Genomic DNA, 22,111 nt, shown 5'->3' on the forward strand with positions numbered 1-22,111 from the left:
GAAAGGAGGAAGTTTGAGTGATCGAATTGGAAAACTCCCATCTGTACGTGGGACTCAGAGAGGAGAACGGCGCGATCGTTTCCCTGCGCGATCCTTCAAATGGACGGGAATACGTCGAAGCGGGACGCCTCGGGGACGACGTCTTTCGGCTGGAGACCGAAGCCGGTACCTCGGGCGGGTTTCGCGGATTTACTTACGAAGTCCGGCAAGGTGAGGGATATCGGGAGTGCCTGCTCCGCTGGCAAAGCGAGGCAGGGCCGGTGGTTACCGGAACGATCCGGTTGCGGGAGGATGCGGATCAGCTGGAATTTCGCTGCGGGGTGGATAACGCCGCAGACGGACCGCCTGTCATCAGCTTGGAGTATCCGATCCTTTCGGGTCTCGGGGCGATCACGGACGGAGGCGAGGACGACGTTGTCATCCACAGCTTTGCCACGGGATTTCAGGTCCGAAATCCGTTAAAGCATTTCCGGCAGGATGGAATGGGCTTCCGCTACATGCCTTATCCGGAGAGCTTCTCCGGCGCGGCGATGCAGTTTTTTGCCTATTATGGCAAGGGACGCGGCGGTTTGTATTTTGCGGCGCTGGATCCGGAGGGTTATGCCAAGTGGCTCAACTTCTACAAGAACGATTGCGGCCGGCTGGAAGCGTCCTTCATTCACGCCTGCGAGGATATCGGTGCCGGCAAAGGTATCGAGGTTCCTTACGCGATGGAGATGCGGCTGCTACGCGGCCGGGGTTGGCCTGAAGCAGCCGGTCTCTATAAGGCTTGGGCAGTTCAACAGCCGTGGTGCGCGAGAGGAACTTTGGCGGAGCGGCGGGACCGCGGCGATGTGGAGTTGTTCCGCTGGTTGTACGAGGAGGCGGGCGCGGCCACGTTCGGCATCAATGCCGGCTACGACCGGACGAAGTGGCTGCGTAAGTACCGCGAGCGGATCGGGACGCCGCTATTCCATATCCTCGGTCCGGATTGGAGCAATGCGCCGCAGACGTTCGGTCGGGGAGTGCCCGGCGGCTATGACGACTGGTTCCCGACCCGCTTCAACCCGGACAACATCGCTTGTATCCGCGAGCAAGGCGATCGGTTTGCTCCGTTCGAATTCGATTATCTGTTCAATTTCGGCGGGGCGGACGGGGAACGGGCCAGAGCGGCCGCCCAACGTTTTCCGGAGGACAAAAAGAGCATCGATGCTTACCGGTTCCCTTTCCTCTGTCCGGCAGCCCCCTTTACCCGAGAGTTTCATCGGCGCCGGGACGAAGCGCTTCAACGGGAAGCGGACGTGGATGCGATTTACTACGACATTTCGGCGAACAACATCCTGAAGACGTGCCTTGACGAAAGTCACGGGCACCCGGTCGGCGGGGGCAAAGCGATTAACGAGGCTTACCGGACCAATTATGCGGAGACGAAAGCGGCGATGGGGCAAGTGGCAGGACGATATGTGCCGATGGGCACGGAGATGATGAACGAGACGGTTCTGGACGTGCTCGACTTCTACCAGGCCCGCGCCGGCGGTCAACCGGCCGCTCCATTGGAGGGTTACCCGTTCCGGGACCTGCTGAAATCGGGGGACGCGGAGCTGGTTCCGCTGTTTGCCTACGTGTACCACGAGTACGGTCCCGTCAGGCTGGACGGCTGGGGCAAGCTGACGGCGGAAATCGGCGACCTGTTTTATTTCACGGTGGCGCGAACGTATTTGTGGGGTGGGCTGTACGAGCTTAATTACGAATACAGCCCGATGGAAGCGCTGGACGGCGTGGAGAACGGGAGCGACGAACATTACGCTGTATTCGAGCCGCGGGGGTATGCTTTTGCGGAGGAACGCGCCGGCTACCTGGGCTTATTTGCGGCTTTGCGAACCGGCGCGGGCAATAAGTATCTCGCTTACGGCGAAATGCTGCCGCCGCTTCCCCTAGATTCCGGCCGGGTGACGTTGGATTGGTTCCACTACAACCACGGGATCGGTTCCCCGGAGTATAACGATGCGGGGAGCTTAAGCGTGGAGAGGATCGTTCATGCGGTATGGAAATACCGCGACGAAAGCGTCGGGTTATTCTTCGCCAATGTAGGCGAGGAAGTTCGGGAGGTGGCGGTATGCCCGGGCGATCTTCCCGTGTCCGAACTTGTCACGGAGATGCGTTGCCATGTGTATTCGCCGGGACCGGAGCATCGGAAATCCGAAACCGTCCAGACGATTGCACGGGAGCTCAAATTGACGATCCCGCCGCGTAGCGTCGTTTTGTTGGAAGCGTTGATGCATCCCTGAACCGTAAGTAGCCAAGACATCCGTGGCGCGAGTAAGTGCGGATCGTAACGGTCGCAACGGAGCGTACCAAATTGCAACGGCGCAACGGATCGAAACGAATGTAACGGAACGTATTAACCTTATTTTCGTATTTCCCGGCTATTTCCCGCTGTAACGGACTCCAGAGACCTTATTGGCTCCTTTTGGTGACCCGTACGCCGGTATTGAACGAAATAAGGTTACCTAGTTCCGTTAGAATTGGAAGCTGCCCAAATGCGGTCCGATAGCGTTTCTGGGGTCCGTTAGCTTACTGGTAGAGACGGCGGCAAGTGAAAAGTATAGGGAGAATTGAAAAATAAGGCCCAAAAGTTCCCCTATTGGTAATGAGAAGGGGCAACTTCGGGAATTAAGACCCTAAAGTTCCGCTATTTTCGATTGAACAACATCTAACAAGGAGAGAGATGACCATGAACCCATTTAACGGACTAGATCTAGGATTAGGCAACTTGTACCGGATGTCGCCGGCGAAGACGCGCTCGATCAGCGCGGAGAATTTTACCGGCACCAAAGGCCAAGGCGGCATGGCCACCGAAGGCACGGGGGCGGAATGCGCCCGCGACCTCGGCCAGGGCTGGAAAATATCGCCGTCGGTGAACATCGCGCCGGGGCAGACCTTTACGGTAGCGGACATCGACGGGCCGGGAGCGATTCAGCATATTTGGCTGACCTGCTTCCCGGACAGCTGGCGACATCTGATTTTACGGATATACTGGGACGGCGAGAGCGAGCCGAGCGTGGAAACGCCACTGGGCGATTTCTTCTGCAACGGCTGGTGCGAGCGCAGCAACGTCAACTCGCTGCCGGTAGCGGTGAACCCAGCCGGCGGGATGAACAGCTATTGGGTGATGCCGTTCCGACAAAAAGCCAAAATCACGGTCGAAAACCGGATGGGGTCGTCGGTCGTCTTGTATTATCAAATCGATTACACCTTGACTGAGGTCCCGGACGATGCCGCTTATTTCCATGCCCAATGGAGTAGAAGTAATCCGCTTCGCTATAAGGACGTGCACGTGCTGTTGGACGGCGTCCGCGGAAAAGGCCACTACGTGGGCACTTATCTGGCTTGGCAGGTGAACAACAACGGTTGGTGGGGCGAAGGGGAGATCAAGTTCTACATGGACGGGGATCAGGAGTATCCGACCATTTGCGGCACGGGCACGGAAGATTACTTCGGCGGTGCATGGAATTTCGAGCAGCCGAAAGGAGAATACGCCTCCTTTTCTACGGCTTACTTAGGTCTCCATCAGATCATTAAGCCGGACGGCTTGTACCGGAGCCAGCAGCGCTTCGGCATGTATCGCTGGCACGTGATGGACCCGATCCGGTTCGAAAGCGATCTGCGCGTCACGATTCAGGCGCTCGGTTGGCGTTCCGGCGGCCGGTATTTACCGCTGCAGGACGACATCGCCTCCGTTAGCTATTGGTATCAATCGGAGCCACATGCGGCTTATCCGCAGCTACCGGATAACGACGGGCTGGAAGTCATTTAAGCGAATCCAAGGAGGGAATGACATGCTAGGCAACATCTCGCTCGGCCCGGACCTGTCGGAATTCGTAGCGTCAATCGCGTACGATTTCATCGGGGGTAAGGAGCCGGAGGTAAATGGCAGCGAGCCGGAACCCGGCGTGTACCGATTTGGGCTGACGTTTCGCCTGGATCGTCCGGTCCGGCAGGATGATTGGAGGGTAAAGGTCATACCGGCCTTTGCCCCCTCTTTCCATTGGGCGCCCCATTTGACCCCGACCGACTGCCATGTGATCGATCAGCACAGCTTCCGCTCTCCGGCGTTGATCGTCCGGGATAACCGGCGGATGCTGGCGCTGATTCCCGACCTCGACGTGCTGGGAGAAGGGACGCAGGTCCGCTGGTACATGGATAATGACGCTTCCCGAAACGAGCTTGTGCTGGGCATGGGCGAAAGCCGGGTAAAGGAACACGTGCTTTACGAAAGAAAGCCCGGAGCTAGTTACGCCGCAGGCAGCGTGAAGGTTGGCTTTTACCTGATGGTCAGCGATGCGCCGGAGGCGCTGACCAACCCGTGGCGAACGGTCTTGCGGTTCCTTTGGGAGCGGTGGGGGGCGCCGCTTTACCGGACTGGGGCTCCCTTAACCGCGCCGCTGGAATCGTTCGTGTGTCACGCGTACCGTTGGGCGTTCGAGCATTGGGAACGGCAGGTGTGGCAGGAGTTCGAGCTGAACGGGACCCGGGTAGGGGCCCCGGCGTTCATCGTCAACGTTACGCAAAGCCCGAACTTCCCCGGACCGGCAAGCGAACGGGAAACCCGCTCCATCTGGAATCAGGCGTGGTTCAGTTCGCTTCGCTCAGCAGCGGGCGTGTTCCGTTATGGCCGGGAACAGAATGACTCGGACCTGATCCGGCGGGCCAGATTGACGAAGGAGCTGGCGTTGTCCGCCCCGCAGCGCGGTGGTTTTTTTCCGTCGGTGATCGCCACGGAGATGGAGCAGGTCCAACTCGGAGGCGCGCTTGTCCGCCGCTCCAAAGGTTGGGACACTGCGTATTGGGGAAATTCCGACCGCAATCCGCTGTCGGACAGACGGATCAAAGAGGCGCCTTATCATATCGCTGATATGAGCTGGACGGCGCTATGGATGCTCCGGTGGTACGGGGAGCTGGAGCGGGACCCGCGGTTGTTGGCCTATGCCGTTCGTTACGGGGACGCGTTGATCGCGCTTCAGGATGCGCTTGGTTTTTTTTCCGCTTGGCTGGATTGGCATACCCTGGAACCGCTTGAAGCGTTGCGTGATTCGCCGGAAACGGCGGTTACCGTCACGTTTTTGCTCCAGCTTGGCGAAATGACCGGCCAGGCCCGCTATACTCAAACCGCGCTGCAGGCAGCGAAGACGGTCGCGGAGCAGGTGGTGCCCGAGGGGCGCTGGGAAGATTTCGAAACGTACTGGTCCTGCTCGGGGTTTGGCGGCAAGGATCATGTCGGCCGGAAGTATGCGCGCAACAATATGTATAAGCAGTGCAATTTATCGATGTTTTGGGCGGCGGAGGCGTTTCTCGAATGCTTCCGACGTACCGGGGAACCGCATTATTTAGCGACAGGGGAGCGATGTCTGGACGAAATGCTGATGACGCAAGCCTCTTGGCAGCCCCCGTACCTGCATGTCGATGTATTGGGAGGATTCGGGGTCATGAACGCCGACGGCGAATGGAACGATTCCCGGCAAAGCCTGTTCGCCGAGCTGATTCTGGAGTATGGCCGCGAGCTGGGCAGAACCGAATATCTCGAACGCGGGCTGGCCGCGCTTAAGGCCTCCTTCGTCATGATGTATTGCCCGGAAAATCCGAAGACGAAAGCGCAATGGGAGGAAGCGTTTCCTTTTTTCGGGGAACGGGATTACGGTTTTATGATGGAAAACTACGGGCATGGAGGGGAGGTGAACGAGCAGGGAGTCGGGATGGGCGAGTTTACGATTTTCGATTGGGGCAACGGGGCAGCGGCGGAAAGTTACTTGCGAATCAAAGCGCATCATCCGGAATTGGACATTTGAGGCTGGAATGGGGCGGCTGAAACCGGGAATTTCAGGGATGAATCCGATTTCTTTTGCCGAAACGGAAACGGGGTCGTATACTTTGGTTAGAGATCTGCAATCGATCCCACAATTTGGAATTCCCATCATGTAAGCGCTTTATGACTGGAGGAGAAACGCCCTGATGTGGACTAGGCTCAAAAACGCCAAACTCCGGAACAAGCTGATGCTGATGCTTGTGCTGTTTATTTTGACGCCGCTGGTGTTTGCCGGATTTATTTTCTACCGGAGCTCCAGCAATTTCGCTGCCGAGCGGGCCGACCGCGAAGCGCTGCAGTCGCTTCATCTGGTCCGGAGCAACGTTGACCAGCTGCTGTCGGAGATTGAAAACCGCATGCTCGCGATTTACGACAACGGGCCGCTCATCGAGCAGCTTAGCCGGATGGACGGCCGAAATTCGAAAGGGGTCCAGCCGAACGCCGAAGACAAGGTCAATCGGTTTCTGCGCGATTCGCTGCGCGGCAAGGAGGACATCGACTCGATTTACCTGCTCGCGAGGAATGGGGCGATGTATTTTGCCGACATCAAGGGCTCCGGCGTGTTCCGGCCGATCCTGGAGCGGCATCCCGAATGGACGGGGGCTGTCGAGGCGAGGGCGGGGCAAATTACGTGGCTGCCGACGTACGAAATGCCCGCGAATAACTATTTCAACTACTCGACCTACTACATCCCGGCAGGCATGCTGGTAAAAGACGTGACGGATTCCTTGCAAAATATCGGCGTGCTGATGATGAACGTCAAAATTTCCGCGCTGGATCGCATCGTGAAAGGCGTCAGCGTGAGTCCGCAGGGCGTCATTTTGATCGCGGACGGCGACGGGAACATCGTATGGCACGGCAACGACGAGGCCTACCGGCTAAAGCTTGCGGATCAGGCCTTTTTCAAGGAGATGGTCGCAAGCGGGGACGCGTTATCCCGGCAGGACTTGAACGGGAAGCCTTACCGCATCGGCATGGAGCGCTCCGACTACAATGGCTGGTACTATTTTTCGTTAATCCCACAGTCGGACGTTGGGCAAGAATCAGGTTCGCTGAAGCGTTTTTTTATCGTTACGTTATGCGTCTTCGCGTTGTTATTCGTGCTGCTGGCCTGGCTGACGACCCACTACATCACCAAACCGATCCGCCAGATGGCGGTGGCGATGAAACGGATCCAGAAAGACAATTTCGAATATCGACTACAGGCGCAGTCGGAGGACGAAATCGGGTTGCTGCAAAGCTCTTTCAACAGCATGAGCAGCCGGATCAACGACTTGATCCACGAAGTGAAGGTCATCTCCGAACAGGAAAAAGAAGCGGAGGTCAAAGCGCTGCAAGCGCAGATCAATCCCCACTTCGTCTACAACACGCTGGACGCGATGAACTGGATCGCGATCGAAAAGGAACAGCCGGAGATCAGCGGCATGATTACGTCGCTGAGCGATATCATGCGTTACGCGATCCGGCCGGGCGCTCCGCTGGTCACGATCGAAGAGGAACTGAAATGGGCAAGGAATTACGCCTATTTGCAAGAGATGCGGTTTGAGGAACGGTTCGAAATCGGGTTTGACGTCGATCCGTCCATTTACGGCTATAAAGTGCCACGCCTGCTGCTACAGCCCTACCTGGAAAACTCCATTTTACACGGGATGGAGGAGATGGAATCGGGCGGGCGCATTGATGTGTCGATGGCGCTGCAAGAGGACGGCCGGGCCATCTTGATCCGCATCCAGGATAACGGCATCGGGATTTCCGAGGAAAAGCTGCAGATGATTCGCGATCGGTTGGTGCACGGCATCGGGATGTATAACCTGAACGACCGTCTGAAGCTGGAATACGGGCCGGAGTTCGGCGTTCAGGTCAATTCCGTTTACGGGCAAGGAACGACGATTACGATCGTCATTCCGGCAATCGCTTGATAAGGCGAAACCTAGATCAATCAAACAGGGGGATATGACATGTATAAAGCATTGATCGTCGACGATGAGCCGAAGGTCCGCAGCGGACTCACCAAGCTGATTCCCGCCCTGGACGCCGAATGGAAGGTCGTGGGCCAAGCCAAGAACGGAAACGAAGCGCTGGAGCTCGTGCGCAGGGATATGCCCGATCTCGTGATTACTGATATCCGTATGCCGAACATGAATGGTTTGGACTTGCTGAACGTGCTGCGGGAATATCCGGTTCAGGTCGTCATTTTGTCGGGGTACGGTTACTTCGAATACGCCAAAACCGCCATCCGGTTCGGGGCATTCGACTATTTGCTCAAGCCGCTGAAACCGGATGAAGTTCGTGATCTGCTCGGTCGTTTGAAAAAAGAAATCAGCAAGCCAGTAACCGGCGCTTCGGCGATTTCCGCCGACTTCCACTACGCCAAGTTGTGGAAGGATTGGCTGCTAGGCATCGAGGACTCCGCCGACCATCTGGACCGGCTGCGCGGCCAACTACCCGAAGGCGTCAAGAATTATTGCGTCATCGCGATCGATATTGAGGATTTCGACGAGCTGGTGACCGAAGACCAATGGGGAGACCGTCAGCTGGTGGTGTTTGCCGTACGGAATGTCGCGTACGAAATTCTGCAAAACCGGGAGGGTCTGGGCAGCCGGTTTTTGTTTGCGAGCGCGTCGCAAATCTATTTTCTGCTGCTCGGCGGGCCTTATCCAAGGGACGTTTATGAATCGATGATTTATGAGGTTCGCCGTTGGGTGCGGATCTCCATTTCGGTGGGGATCAGCGGCCGCGCGGGCGAATTCGCCGAGCTGCCCCACGCCTTTGCTGAAGCGCGCGAAGCGTTGTTGAACCGTTGGATTTACGGGAGCGGTCTCGTGCATGAGCATGGGGAATTGGCGAACACGGAAGGAAACGGGAACGCCCCCGGCTATCCGAGCGAACTGGACGAGGCGCTCGTGTTAGCGCTTCGCGAAGGAGACGGCGCGCGGGCGCGGGAAACGCTGCGCCGCTTCGTCGGCACGGTACTGGAGCAAAACGTCGTTTACCCGGTCTTTCACGGGTATTGCCTTCAGTTGTTATCCTCCGTCGTTCGCTATGTGCACGAGCAGAGAATCACCGCGCTGGTCTTCCAAGATGAGCTTAAGCCTTACGAATGGTTTCAGGTGAATTTCTCCGCCGACGAGTTCATCCGGTTCGTCGATGAGCTGACGGCGGCTGCGATCGACAAGGCGGAATGGAAAAAGCAGCAGAAGCACAACCGGACGCTGGAAACGGCGGTCGGCTTTATCCATCGCCACTACATGCAGGATATTTCGCTGAACGACGTGGCCGGCAAGGCAGGCATGAGCAGCAGTTATTTCAGCTCCTTTTTCAAGCAGGAGATGGGGATGTCGTTAATCGAGTATTTGACCCAGTTTCGGATGGATAAGGCGAAAAACCTGATGATGGACCCTGATCTGAAGCTGTATAACATTTCGGAAATGGTCGGGTATCAGGACGTGAAATACTTCTCGCGGCTGTTCAAAAAAACGGAGGGCGTGACGCCGGGAGAGTATCGGCAATTTTTCTACCGGAAGGACGAGGACGATGAAAAGTAGGGTGATTTGGCGTTGGCTGCTGCCGATCATGGCCGTAACGCTGCTGCTTACCGCTTGCCGGACGTCGCCGCAGCCTGCGGCGGAACGCGGGGACCTTGATATTTTGCTGGATCATCCGGAAGTCACGCAGGCCGACCCGGACCGGATCGTCCTGCATCTGCTGAGCTTTCATACCGGCCAAGAGTTCGAGTTCTGGAAATGGCTGGGCGAGCAATATACGCGAGAGCATCCAAACGTGGAAATCCAGGTCGATTTCATCTCGAGCGACGACTACTTTACTGATAGCAAGCTGCTGGCTTCGTTTGCTTCGGGGCATGGGCCGGACGTGTTTTTCGTATCCCCGGGAACGATCCGGCGGTTCGAGAATGCTGGGATTCTGGAGCCGCTTACCGCGGAATTCTCGCCGGAGATCCGGCAGGATTTCAACGATGCGGCGCTGGAATCGGTAACGCTGGGCGGGCAAATTTACGCGGTGCCGTTCGAAACGGAGCTGCTGGGCTTGTACTACAACGAAGCGATGTTCCGCGAGAAAGGGATTCGACCGCCGGCGACTTGGGCGGAATTGGAAGCAGCGGCTCAGGCGTTGAAGTCGCCGGGCGTCAGCGGGCTGACGATGGAGACGTTCCAAAGCGTGTATCAAAATTTCGCCTGGCTCCCTTTTTTGTGGCAGATCGGGGCGGATTTGGTGTCGGAAGACGGTCGGACCTCGGGATTGGATGCTCCCGGCGCCGACAAGATGTTCCGGTTCTTCCGCGACATGGCGGATCGGGGACTGCTGAATATGCACCCGTCCCGCCCAACGACGGACATCGGCATCCTAGCCAGCGGCGAAACGGCGATGCAGGTCAGCGGCACCTGGAATATCCGCATGCTGGAGACGATTTACGCCGACAAACCGATCGGCGTCGTTCCGCTTCCCGTGCCTGACGGAGGACAGCCGGTCACGATCGCCGGAGGGTGGAAGATTGGCGTGAACCATTTCAGCAAAAACGCGGACGAGGCCAAGAAATTCGTGATGTGGGCGTTTGCCGGCGAACCGGAACTTCCGCTGAAGTGGGTCAGTGAGGTCAAGTTTGCCTATTCCCCACGCAAATCGGTTATGGAAGCGGGCGGTGAATTGTACCAAAAAGGCTTGCGCCAGGTGTTCACGGAGCAGATTTACGGTACGGAGCGGCAGGAGCCACAGTATCCAGCGGAAATCAGCGGCATTTTCACGGATTCGCTCCAGCGTCTGCTGTACGGTGGAGCGCTGCCCGATGATCTTGCTGCCAGCACCTATCGGCAAATTACCGACTACCTGACGGACAGCGAAAAATAATCCACCCTCCGAAATTATTTCCCGTTACGAGCATGAATCCCCGGCGACTATACTGAAGTCGACCACAAATGAAAGGGGATTCATAAGAGATGAAGAAGACTCGTTGGAAGATCGTTTTGCCCGCTCTCATGGCGCTTTTACTCCTTCTCCTGGCCGGCTGCGGCTCGGGCGGATCGAACAATCAGGCGGAAAATGCCGGTTCGAACGGAGCTCCAGCCGCAAATGGCGGAGGGACGAAGGAAAAGGTCAAGCTGCAATTCTGGGATATGCACACCGAAGCCGAGCAGAAGTATTTTCAAGATCTCGTCAAAGCGTACAACGCTTCACAATCGAACGTGGAAATCGAATACTCCACCTACAATCAAGCTGATTATACCTCGACGAAACTGCCGATCGCCTTTTCCGGCGGCAATGGTCCCGACATTTACATGATCAGCCCCGGCGACTTCATGAAATTCTCCAATTCCGGGTATCTGGCCGATTTGTCGCCGTACTTCCCGGAAGGGATCAAAGAGGACTTCCTTCCTTCCGCGCTGGATGCGGTAACGGTGGACGGCAAAATTTTGGCTTTGCCTTACGAGATGGAGCTTCTGGGCCTTTATTACAACGAAGACATGCTGAAGCAAGCCGGCGTCGAAGTGCCCAAAACGTGGGATGAGCTGCTGGAAGCCGCCCGTAAGCTGACGACGGACAAAGTGGCCGGTCTCGTGCTGCCTCCGGACAAGGGCGCCTACTTCAACTTCAACTTCTATCCGTTCCTATGGCAAGCTGGAGGCAAGGTGCTGGCGGACGACGGGAAGACGTCGGCGTTCAATTCGCCGGAGACGGCGAAAGCGCTCGATTTCTGGGGCACGTTCTTCCAGGAGAAACTATCGCCTTCCAAGCTGCAGTACGGCCCTTGGGAGATCGATAATTTGGGCAAGCTGACGGCAGCCATGCAAATTTGCGGAACCTGGGCAGTCAGCCGGATCGAGGATGTCTATGGCGATGTTCCGATCAAGCTCGCTCCATTGCCGATTCCTGACGGGGGCAAATCAGTAACGACGGCTGGAGGCTGGAAATTCGCCGTGAACGCTAAGAGCAAAAACTTGGAGGAAGCCGCTAAGTTCGTCATGTGGGCCTTTGCCGACGCCGACACGTCCCGTCCGCTGAAATGGGCGACGGAAACGAAGTTCGCTTACCCTGCCCGCCAATCGGTAGTGGAAGCCGGTAAGGAAATCTACAACAAAGGCTTGCGCCAAGTGTACACGAACGAAATTTATGAATCGGCCATTCCGGAGCCGGTGTATAACCCGGACGTCGTCGAAGCGATCGGCGATGCGATGACGCAAGTCATGTTCGGCAACAAAACAGGGGCGGAAGCCGCCAAAGACGCCGACGCCAAAATCAACGAAGCAATGAAATAAAGAAACTAGGCATATGTCGGATTGGGGGCTGGGCGGGTGTCGCTTACCGGTTGCTCGCCTCCCCCGAATCTTCTTTGGAGGAGGGGTTGAAGTGATTCCGCGCAAATGGCGTACTAGATTATGGCAGGAAAGAATCACGGCCTACTGTTTTTTGTTGCCCGATCTGTTGGGCTTGTTCATCTTCGTCTTTTTACCGATCGTTTACGCGTTCTACGTCAGCTTGCATGATTGGGACGCGTTGAACCCGATGAAGTTCATCGGCTTTGATAACTACGTCAGCTTGTCCAAGGATGCGGACTGGTGGCACTCCGTCGGAAAAACGCTGCAGTTTACCGTCGTCTACGTTCCGCTGCTGTTTTGTCTATCGCTTGGTTCGGCGGTGATGCTGAACGCGCTCAGAGGCAAAACCGTCTCGACGGCTCGGACGTTGTTTTTGATTCCTTATGCCATTACTTCGGTCATTTCCGCGATCATTGGCATGTACATGCTCGATCCGCGCAACGGTATCGTTAATGAGGTGATCAAGTTCTTTGGCGGTCAGCCGCAGCAATTCCTCGGCTCTCCTGGGCAGGCGCTGTACAGCATTGTTGCGATCCTGCTGTGGATCAACGTCGGTTATAACATGATTATTTTCCTGTCGGCGATTAAGGAAATCCCCAGGGATTATTACGAAGCCGCCACGATCGACGGGGCTTCGCGCTGGCAGATTTTCCGGAGGATTACGTTTCCGCTGCTCAAAGAAACCAATACGTTTATCCTTATCGTGACGACGATCGGCTCGTTCCAGGTCTTCGACCAAATCATGGTCATGACCAAAGGCGGGCCGGCGAGCAGCACGGAGGTGAGCGTCGTCTATATTTTCAAGCAGGGGTTCCAGCTATTGAACATGGGATACTCGTCGGCGCTGGCATTCGTCCTGTTCCTGCTTATCTTTTGTTTGTCCCTCGTCCAAATGAAGCTGTTTTCCGCCAAAGATTAAGGAGGTGACCCAAGTGAGAACATGGAAGCGAATGCCGCAGAATGTGATCGCCGTCCTGTTGGGACTAGTGATGGTGTTTCCGATTTACCTGCTCGTGATCAGCTCCTTGCGGTCGGAGGAGAACGTGCTCGACGTGACGTGGGTTCCCATGGAACTGGCGTGGAGCAATTTTACCGAAGCGATCCAAACGACGCATCTGCTGCGTTCGATCGGCAACTCGCTGGTCGTCAGCATCACCGTTACCGTCGTCGCCATGCTGTTTCACGCGATGTCGGGATATGCTTTAGCCCGCTTGCGTTTTCCCGGGCGGAAGTATATTTTCGCCTGGATGTTAAGCACGCTGATGGTGCCGTTTGCGGTGATTACGATCCCGCTCTACCTGATTACGAAAAGCTTCGGCATGCTGGACTCTTATGCCGGATTGATCATACCGTCGATTTTTAATGCCTACGGAATTTTCCTGTTCCGGCAGTTTTACCGCGATTTTCCGAAAGAACTGGAGGAAGCGGCTTATATCGAAGGCTTATCGGTGGCCGGAACGTTTTTCCGGATCGCGCTGCCGCTGTCGCGTTCGATCATTATCCCGCTGACGATTGGGTTCTTCGTCGCCAACTGGAACGCGTATTTGTGGCCGCTGATCATCACGCAGCACGAATCGCTGTGGGTGGTGCAGCAACAGCTTGCCAACCTCGTCGGTGGCGGGTATTACACGCCGTGGAACGTGGTGCTGGCCGCCGCGGTGATCGCCGCGTTGCCGACGCTGCTGTTGTTCTTTATGGCTCAGCGCTATCTCGTCGAAGGCATTAAAATGACCGGTATTAAGTAAGACAGTGCTGATAACCCGGCTTTTGAACCTTGATTAAAGAGACCATGCAAATCGCTGTAAGTTCCTTTGCACGATTATCCCTTTGAGTAAGGGAGATCAAGCGGAGCGAGGGAACACGAGGGAATAAATTTCTCCGCCCGATCGTTTCGTTCCCGGGGTTGTGCTATTCGCGGCTTCAAGGCCTGAACAAACGGGATAATGCTGCAAAGCACCGGATTACGGGGATGGACCTTCCATAACCGGCAGGAGAAGGTTTTCGATTCTGTTAGATGAAAGGAGCAAAGATACTATGATCGATCAATGGGTGCGAGAGGCGCTGGAGAACGAAGCCCACGCGCTTTATCTGACCAGCCAAAACGTCAACGAAGAATATGTGAAGGCCGTCGAAATGCTGAAAGACTGCAGAGGCAAGGTCGTCGTCACAGGGATCGGCAAGTCGGGCCATATTGGCAAAAAAATTGCGGCTTCCTTTTCCAGTACGGGCACGCCAGCATTTTTCGTCCATTCCGCCGAAGCGGTACACGGCGACAGCGGGATGATCGAAAAGAAAGACGTGGTGATCCTGCTGTCCAATAGCGGCGAAACGGCCGAGGTGTTGAACGTACTCGGCATCATTGAAAAAATCGGCTCGCCTTGCATCGCGATCACCAAAAACCATAATTCCACGCTAGGCCGTCGTTGTAACGCCGTTTTGTCCTACAACTACGAGCGGGAAGCCGATCATCTCGGACTGGCGCCGACCACGAGCGCCCTCCTGCAACTGGCCGTCGGCGACGCCTTGGTCGTTACATTATGCAAAGTGAAAGGCTTCACTCAGGAAAGTTTCCATCTGTTTCACCCCGGAGGTAGCCTGGGTGACCAACTGTCCCGGAAAAACACAGGTTCGGACGTCCATTCGTAAGGAGGAGCGCAAGCATGGGCATTATGGTGATCGGCAGCTTCATGATGGATCTCGTCATCGGGGCCAACCGGGCTCCGGAAAGCGGGGAAACGATTATCGGCAACAGCTTCGATCGGTTCCCGGGAGGCAAAGGAGCCAACCAGGCGGTCGCGGCCGCCCGGCTCGGTGCTTCAGTGGCGATGGCGGGCAAGCTCGGCAACGACCCGTTCGGCGAAGAGATGAGAACGGTGCTGGAGCGAGAGGGGATCGATATCGGTCATATCTTGACCGATGCGCATGCGCCAACCGGCGTCGGTTCGATCGTTCTGGACGGCAACGGACAAAATCGCATTATCGTCGTCCCAGGAGCCAACCTTCAGTTTACGCCGGAGGAGACTCGGGGGCTGGAGCCGCTCATTCGAAATGCGCAAATGCTCGTAATGCAGCTGGAAATGGATATTTCCGTCATCGAGCAAGCCGCGGAGCTGGCCCGGAAGTATGGCGTGCCTTGCATCCTGAACCCAGCCCCGGCGCGGACGCTGAGTGATGAGCTGTTGCGCAAGGTTACGTATTTGACGCCGAACGAAAGCGAACTGAGTTTACTGACAGGCATACCTGCCGATTCGCTCGAGAACGTCCGGCGAGGCGCGCAAATGCTGTTGGATCGCGGAGTAAGCTATGTCATCGTGACGCTCGCGGAAAAAGGCGCGTTGATCGCCGGCCGCGATGGCTTTACGAGCGTGGAAGGCTTCCCGGTGAAGCCGGTCGATACGGTGGCGGCCGGCGACTCGTTTAACGGAGCCCTGGCTGTAGAGTTGCTGCGCGGTGCTTCGGTCCCGCAAGCCGTGCGGTTCGCTAACGCGGTAGGCGCATTGACCGTCACCCAGCGAGGGGCGATTCCTTCGCTGCCCCGCCGTGAGGAAGTGGAGGCTTTTCTCAAAAGCAGAATCTAGCAACTTGCATAGCCGATATCGGCTGACCAAACTTATAAAGGCAGGGATCACAACATGGAGATCGTGCAAAATTTGTCAAGTCTCTCCCGCAAGCGTCAAGGCAAAAGCAAGCGTGCGTCCAGCTACGACCGCTCGGGAGGCAACAAGGACTACTTCAGCATTAAACCCGGGGACAACGTCGAAATTTGCAGGATCCCCGGTGCGGGTTGCATCAAGCATGTCTGGATGACGATGGCGACCGATGCTCCGGTGGAAGAAACGTTCCTGCCGCGCAAAATCGTGTTGCGCATGTATTGGGACGACGAAACCGAACCTAGCGTGGAAGCGCCGATCGGCGATTTCTTTGGCCTCGGCCATGGGATTACAAGAAACTATACCTCCGCCTGCCTGATGATGAGCCCGGAGGACGGGAAGGCATTCATCAGCTATTTTCCGATGCCTTTTGCTTCCGGAGCGCGGATCACCGTGGAAAGTGAAGCAGAGCAGACGATCAAGTTTTATTTTTATGTCGATTACGAAGAGTATGAAAGCTTGCCGGCAGATGAACTGCGCTTTCATGCCAAATGGCATCGCGATTGTCCAACGGAAGGGATTCCCGACAAGGATATTGACAACGCGTTATTTGAATTCGGCGGCAAAAACACGACCGGGGACGGCAACTACATCATCTTGGAGGCTCAAGGCAAAGGCCATTACGTCGGCTGCAATTTGAACATCCACAACCTGCGGGAGACCCGGGAGTGGAACTGGTACGGCGAAGGCGACGACATGATCTTTATCGACGGCGAGTCGTGGCCGCCTTCCCTGCACGGAACGGGAACGGAGGATTACTTCAATACGGCCTGGTGCCCGCAGCAGGAGGTATGCACGCCGTATCACGGCATCATTCTTGGCGGAGGACCTAACTGGAGCGGGAAAATTTCCGTGTATCGTTACCATATTCAAGACCCGGTCATGTTCGACGAAAGCATCAAAGTAACCATCGAACACGGGCACAACAACCACCGCAGCGACGATCTCTCGTCCACGGCCTATTGGTACCAATCCGAGCCGCATTTGCCGTTTGCGCCTATGCCGAAGGTTAAAGACCGCATGCCACTGCCGGACATCCTGCCGTTCGACGAGGAATCAAATCGACAGCAATTTGCCCACCCAAATCCATAAACATCGCGGCCATCCGTAGGGATGGCCGCTTGTTTGTGTAACCCGTCGATTGATTCAATGAGGGGTTCTATTCTAGAATAGGAGTAAGTGTTGATAGCGATTTCATAGAATGGGATGATCATTTGGCGACAATTTACGATATCGCGGAAAAACTGGGCATCTCCCCGTCAACTGTATCGCGCGCCTTGTCTGGCCGAGGGTACTGTAAGGAAGAAACCCGGAAGCGGGTCATGCAGGCGGCAGAAGAGATGGATTACGCCCCTGACCAATCGGCAAAAATGCTGAAAACGCGGGTGTCCAACAAAGTATTGTTTACAGTTCCGGATATGTGCAATCCTTTTTATTTCGATATGATCCAGGGGATCAACGATGTGCTGGACCCGTACGGTTATTTGCTGATTCTGATGGATACGAAGAATCGGCTTGACGAAGAGAAACGGGCGATCCAACTACTGCGGGAAAAATACGCCGACGGCATGATCATGGTCTCTTTCCATTTTTGCGAGGAAAATATCGATCTGCTGAATCGCCTCCAAGCGCCGGTCGTGCTAACGAACAAATATATTTCGCCGGTTGGAAAGGATCACTTCCATTATGTCTGGGTCGATACGCAGGAGGGGATCAAAGAAGTGGTACGCCACTTCGCGAGTCAAGGCATTCGCCGCATCGGGTATGTAGGAGGCCGTTTGCAAGAACAAACCGGCCGTGAACGCTACGAAGGCTACCGTGATGGACTGCAGGAGGCAAAGCTTTCGCTGCGCGCCGAATGGATTCGAGAAAGCGACTATACCGAGCAAGGTGGATATTTGGCTGGCCTATCCCTGTTCGACGGCAGCCATTTGCTGCCAGAGGCTATTATCTGCGCCAATGACCTGATGGCATACGGCTTCCTGCGGGCCTGTGAAGAGAAACAGATTCGCGTCCCCGAAGACTTGCTACTCGCCGGAATGGATAATTTGAGCCTATCGTCCCGCACTTATCCTAAATTAACTTCGGTATCCCTCCAGGCAGAGGAAATCGGACGGACGGCGGCAGAAATGCTAGTTCGCCGCATGAACGGGTACAACCAGCCCATCGAAAATGTCAAACTGCTCCCTGAGCTGGTTGTCCGCGATTCAAGTGTTTCTCACCGCCTCACCCCTTGATCTTCCTTGCGGAAGTCCGCAATCAGATTGGTAGCGATCACTTCGTCGGAGATCCGCAGGCGCTTCATGGCTTCCTCGTGGGGAGCCCGGCACGGTTCGATCTCGGCAGGCGTACGGCTGGACAAATCGTAACAGGTGCCGTTCGTGAACAGGTTGTCGGCGGACGGAATGTAGTACAGCTTGCCGTCCGTAAAGGCGCCGGAACGCAGAACGACCAGACGGTCCGCTGGGCGGTCGGGCCCGGTGGAGGCAAACAGGTTATTGCCCATCATGTAGTAGGAATCCGTGGCAATGCCCAGCAAATGCAGCAGCGACGGCGTCAGATCAAGCTGTCCGGCGGGTTCCGGATAGACGCCGGCATGTCCACCGTCAGGCAGATGAATGAGCAATGGCACCTGACTCATGATCTGGTGCATGTCTAAATCGCTCAGCGTTTTGCCAAGGAACTGCTCATACCCCGCTTTGTCGGTGATCGAATTGTCATGGTCCCCGTAAAATGCCAAAATCGTACGATCCCACAGTCCTTCCCGCTTCAAGCCCTCTACGAACTCTCCAAGCGCCGCGTCCACGTAATGCACGGCTTGCAAATAATCACCGAAGATCGTGCCTTCAAACTCGCCAGTGTCCAGCTCCTGTATGGAGGCCGGCAGCGAATACGGATGATGGCTGGATAATGTGATCAGGAAGGAATAAAAGGGCTGCTTCTCCTGAGACATCACCTCTAACGACTGCCGAAAAAAAGATTTGTCCCCCAACGACCAGCCCAGGGGTTCGTCCAGCTGGAAGTCTTTTTTACTGTAGAACCGATCATACCCCATCGCTTGATACATATTGTTGCGATTCCAGAAGCTGCCTTCATACGCATGATAAGCCTCAGCCGTATAACCGGCTTGCGACTTCAGAATCTGCGGGAGCATGTCGAACGCATGATTCGGGTAACGGACCGCGACCGACCCCGTCGGCAGGGGGTGCAGCGAGCTATTCGAGGAGAAGTCTGCATCCGAAGTTCGTCCTTGACCCGTTTGATGATAGTAGTTCGAGAAATATAAACTTTCGTCCATCAGTTTGTTGAAATTCGGCGTGATTTCTTGGCCGCCGATTGTTTTACCGATCGTGAAATTCATGAAGGCCTCGGCCTGAATGACAATGACATTGCTCCCAGCATATGCCCCAAACAGGTCATTGTCCGATTGGCGGCGTTGGCTGGCCTCGTTAAACCACTGACGGATTTCGTCCCGCTCCTCGGCGTTGACCTGTTGTCCGCTTCCGAGATGTTCCTTGAGGTAGCGGCTGGCGTCATAATAGTGAAATCCAAGCAAGCCGGTCACGTTGTATAAGGAGACGTTCCACCAGTTGTTTTCGAACAACCCAACGGCCCAGGTCTGAGTATAGAAACGAATCGGTCCCATCGTCAAAACAAAACCAAGCAGAAAGACGCCAATCCCGGAAAAAAGGCGTCCGAACCGGCGTCCGCCGCTTCTCCGGCTTCCCGAACCGAAGGAAACGGGGGAGAAGGAGGCTCCGCCAAAGTTGAGGCTGGAGGACCGACCTCCAAACGAGTTGTGAAGCTGACCCTGGCGGCGGCTACTGCCCCCTCGCGTGAACCGTAGCATAATTTTCACTGCGGCCCAAGCGGCCCAATCGACGATGAGCCACAGATCAGCGAGATGGATCAACTCTCGGATGCTGCCGCCGAGTTCCCCGACTTGTCCGGCTTGCAGCAGCACGGGTACCGTCAAAAAATCGCCGAAATACCGATAGTAGACCAAATCGGCAAAGATTAGCGCGGTGAGCAGCACGTTCAATATTCCTAAAGCGATCCCTCTTCCACGTGGGGGGAGCCATAAAGTCCAGAACGATACGAGCATAATCGAACCGATGGCTATCAGATCGTCCAGCAGGTTCATGTCAATATAACGGGCGTGCAGGTTACCATGAAGAACGTAGAGTTTCATGAAGACCGCGGCGATAAACCAAATATAGACGAAAAAGCGGCTGCCGAGGCCGCGATTCGAGGTCAGACGCAGCATGACGTAGTGTCAGCTCCTTTCCTTGCTTGCGGTTGCATGTATAAAAAAAGGGAGAGACCCTCCCTCCACGTTTAATGGCGCGGAGGAAGGGGCCCGAGGTACTGCAAATATTGGCATTCGATACGCCCGTTAAACAGCTTGCGGCGCTTGTCCGCTTTGCGCTGGAAATCGTGCTCGAACTGCTTAGTCGGAGTGAGCGCGAAGAAGGACCATGTCGGTAACCCGGCCATAACTCTCCCAAGTTGGGCGATCAGCTTGCGCACTTCCTTCTCTTCGCCAATCCGCTCCCCGTAGGGCGGATTCGTCATCATCACGCCGTAATCGCCTTCCGGCTGGACCCTCACCGCAGGCAGACAAGCGAACTTGATTTCGTTCGCTAACCCGGCGCTCTTAGCAGCGGCTTTGGCGATCTCGATCGCCTCCGGATCGATATCGCTGCCGGTAATGTTCAGCGGCACGTCGTCCCGCACCGCGTCGATCGCCTCGTCGCGCGCCTGCTGCCACAGCTCCTCCGGCACGACAGGCCAGCGCTCAGAGTTAAACGTGCGCCGCAGGCCCGGCGCGATGTTCCAGGCGATCATCGCCGCCTCGATCGGCAGCGTGCCCGATCCACAGCAGGGATCGTAGAACGGACGCGCCGGGTTTTGGTTCCAACGGCTCAGCAGGATCATCGCCGCCGCCATCGTCTCCTTCAGCGGCGCTTCCGTCGCGTGCTTGCGGTAGCCGCGTTTATGCAGCGCCGGGCCGGTGGTGTCGAGCGTCAACAACGCTTTGTCGTTCAGCAAAATCACTTCAATTACGTAACGCGGTCCGGTTTCTTCAAACCACTCCGTATGATACGCTTGCTGCAGCTTGTCGACGATCGCCTTCTTGACGATCCCCTGGCAAGCCGGTACGCTGCTGAGTTGCGATTTGTGGGAACGGCCTTCCACGGGGAATTCCCCGTCAACCGGAATAAAGTCCTGCCAAGGCAGCGCTTTGGTGCCCTCGAACAGCTCATCAAACGTAACAGCGGTAAACTCACCCATTTTGATGAGCACCCGGTCGGAAGTTCTCAGCCACAAGTTGCATCGGCAGATGTCGATCAGATCCCCGGTAAAATGAACCCTCCCGTTTTCCACGACCGTGTCTTCATAACCCAATTCTTTTAATTCGCGCGCCACCACGGCTTCCAGGCCCATTGGGGCGGTTGCGATCAATTGCAAAGGTCCAGCCATAATTACGTCAATCACTCCAGCTTCGCATAGACTTGTGAGAATAACGGAAAAACCATACAATTCAGTATAGGCCAATGTTCTGTAAGTTACAAACGGTTCTTATCAAGGAATGAACGGATGAAAGGAAGATCGAGATGCTGACACCGGAACAATACGGTGATGAACTATATGCCAAGGACGAGGTGCTGGAGCGGGTGACCCAATCCATCGCGGACAGCGGGATGCGGGACGTGTCGATCGCACCGGGGTACGGTCGGCTGCTGACGCTGCTGGTCAAGCTGGCCGGTGCCAAAGCCGTGCTGGAAATCGGTGCGTTGGGCGGGTATAGCGGCATTTGTCTGGCGCGGGGATTGCCTGCGGACGGGCGGCTCCTGTCGCTGGAGTTGAAGGAGGAGAACGCCGAGCTGGCTCGGGCCAACTTGCACGAAGCCGGATTTGAGCAGGTTGCGGGGTACATGGTTGGACCTGCGCTCGATAGTTTGCAGACCCTGGAGCAGCGGGGGGAACGGTTTGATTTCTTTTTTATCGATGCAGACAAGGAAAATTACCCGAACTATCTCGAATACGCCATCAAACTGGCGAATCCGGGAGCGCTGATTGCCGGCGACAATATCCTGCTGCGCGGACGGACCCTGAACGAGGACAAAAACGGGCCGTCGGTGCAGGCGATGCGCAGGTTCAACGAGACGATCGCCCGGGACGAGCGGCTGATTAGCACGCTGCTGCCGGCGTATGACGGACTGGCGCTGGCGATGGTGAAATAAAGAAAGACGGGTCATTTGACAAGAATCAAGTGACCCGTCTTA

General features: G+C 55.9%; 16 protein-coding genes. 14 read left to right on the forward strand and 2 right to left on the reverse strand.

Going from position 1 to position 22,111, the window contains the following annotated elements; translation table 11 throughout:
• The first annotated feature begins 17 nt into the window (after positions 1-17).
• From IM700_RS17385 to IM700_RS17445, 13 genes are all read left to right on the forward strand, one after another.
• Entirely contained in the window at positions 18-2,267 is a 2,250-nt protein-coding gene (locus IM700_RS17385; protein WP_193418433.1) for a DUF6259 domain-containing protein, read from the forward strand.
• A gap of 446 nt (positions 2,268-2,713) precedes the next feature.
• Positions 2,714-3,796 (forward strand): glycoside hydrolase family 172 protein, encoded by a 1,083-nt coding sequence (locus IM700_RS17390; protein ID WP_193418431.1) that lies wholly within the window; start codon positions 2,714-2,716, stop codon positions 3,794-3,796.
• A 22-nt stretch (positions 3,797-3,818) separates the two neighbouring features.
• Positions 3,819-5,825: a glycoside hydrolase family protein gene (locus IM700_RS17395; protein WP_193418430.1), complete on the forward strand. Its 2,007-nt coding sequence runs from the start codon at positions 3,819-3,821 to the stop codon at positions 5,823-5,825.
• A 163-nt stretch (positions 5,826-5,988) separates the two neighbouring features.
• On the forward strand, positions 5,989-7,761 hold the full coding sequence (locus IM700_RS17400; protein ID WP_193418429.1) for a cache domain-containing sensor histidine kinase: 1,773 nt from the start codon (positions 5,989-5,991) through the stop codon (positions 7,759-7,761).
• Positions 7,762-7,800: 39 nt separating this feature from the next.
• Complete coding sequence (locus IM700_RS17405) at positions 7,801-9,387, forward strand: response regulator (RefSeq protein ID WP_193418428.1); 1,587 nt, start codon at positions 7,801-7,803, stop codon at positions 9,385-9,387.
• Positions 9,377-10,705, forward strand: a complete 1,329-nt coding sequence (locus tag IM700_RS17410; RefSeq protein ID WP_193418427.1) for an ABC transporter substrate-binding protein — start codon at positions 9,377-9,379, stop codon at positions 10,703-10,705. The genes IM700_RS17405 and IM700_RS17410 overlap by 11 nt, the downstream gene beginning before the upstream one ends.
• A gap of 89 nt (positions 10,706-10,794) precedes the next feature.
• Positions 10,795-12,111, forward strand: a complete 1,317-nt coding sequence (locus tag IM700_RS17415; protein WP_193418426.1) for an ABC transporter substrate-binding protein — start codon at positions 10,795-10,797, stop codon at positions 12,109-12,111.
• A 91-nt stretch (positions 12,112-12,202) separates the two neighbouring features.
• Positions 12,203-13,090, forward strand: a complete 888-nt coding sequence (locus IM700_RS17420; protein WP_204801177.1) for an ABC transporter permease subunit — start codon at positions 12,203-12,205, stop codon at positions 13,088-13,090.
• A gap of 13 nt (positions 13,091-13,103) precedes the next feature.
• A complete protein-coding gene (locus tag IM700_RS23280) occupies positions 13,104-13,916 on the forward strand; it encodes an ABC transporter permease subunit (RefSeq protein WP_204801178.1) in 813 nt (270 codons plus the stop codon).
• 289 nt (positions 13,917-14,205) lie between these two features.
• Complete coding sequence (locus IM700_RS17430) at positions 14,206-14,817, forward strand: KpsF/GutQ family sugar-phosphate isomerase (protein WP_193418423.1); 612 nt, start codon at positions 14,206-14,208, stop codon at positions 14,815-14,817.
• Between the two features lie 14 nt (positions 14,818-14,831).
• Positions 14,832-15,749: a ribokinase gene (rbsK, locus tag IM700_RS17435; protein WP_193418421.1), complete on the forward strand. Its 918-nt coding sequence runs from the start codon at positions 14,832-14,834 to the stop codon at positions 15,747-15,749.
• 54 nt (positions 15,750-15,803) lie between these two features.
• Positions 15,804-16,913 (forward strand): glycoside hydrolase family 172 protein, encoded by a 1,110-nt coding sequence (locus IM700_RS17440; protein ID WP_193418419.1) that lies wholly within the window; start codon positions 15,804-15,806, stop codon positions 16,911-16,913.
• Between the two features lie 122 nt (positions 16,914-17,035).
• Positions 17,036-18,058, forward strand: coding sequence for a LacI family DNA-binding transcriptional regulator (locus IM700_RS17445; protein WP_193418417.1), 1,023 nt, complete (start codon positions 17,036-17,038; stop codon positions 18,056-18,058).
• Here IM700_RS17445 and IM700_RS17450 read toward each other — a convergent pair.
• Positions 18,040-20,088: an LTA synthase family protein gene (locus IM700_RS17450; protein ID WP_193418416.1), complete on the reverse strand. Its 2,049-nt coding sequence runs from the start codon at positions 20,086-20,088 to the stop codon at positions 18,040-18,042. The genes IM700_RS17445 and IM700_RS17450 overlap by 19 nt on opposite strands.
• A 71-nt stretch (positions 20,089-20,159) precedes the next feature.
• Positions 20,160-21,305: a THUMP domain-containing class I SAM-dependent RNA methyltransferase gene (locus tag IM700_RS17455; RefSeq protein WP_155604999.1), complete on the reverse strand. Its 1,146-nt coding sequence runs from the start codon at positions 21,303-21,305 to the stop codon at positions 20,160-20,162.
• Between the two features lie 134 nt (positions 21,306-21,439).
• Between IM700_RS17455 and IM700_RS17460 the strand changes: the two genes are divergently transcribed.
• Positions 21,440-22,069 carry an O-methyltransferase gene (locus IM700_RS17460; RefSeq protein ID WP_193418414.1) on the forward strand — a complete coding sequence of 210 codons (630 nt, stop codon included), beginning with the start codon at positions 21,440-21,442 and terminating at the stop codon, positions 22,067-22,069.
• The last annotated feature ends 42 nt before the right edge of the window (positions 22,070-22,111 follow it).

Source organism: Paenibacillus rhizolycopersici, assembly GCF_014947195.2.
Lineage (GTDB): Bacteria > Bacillota > Bacilli > Paenibacillales > Paenibacillaceae > Fontibacillus > Fontibacillus rhizolycopersici.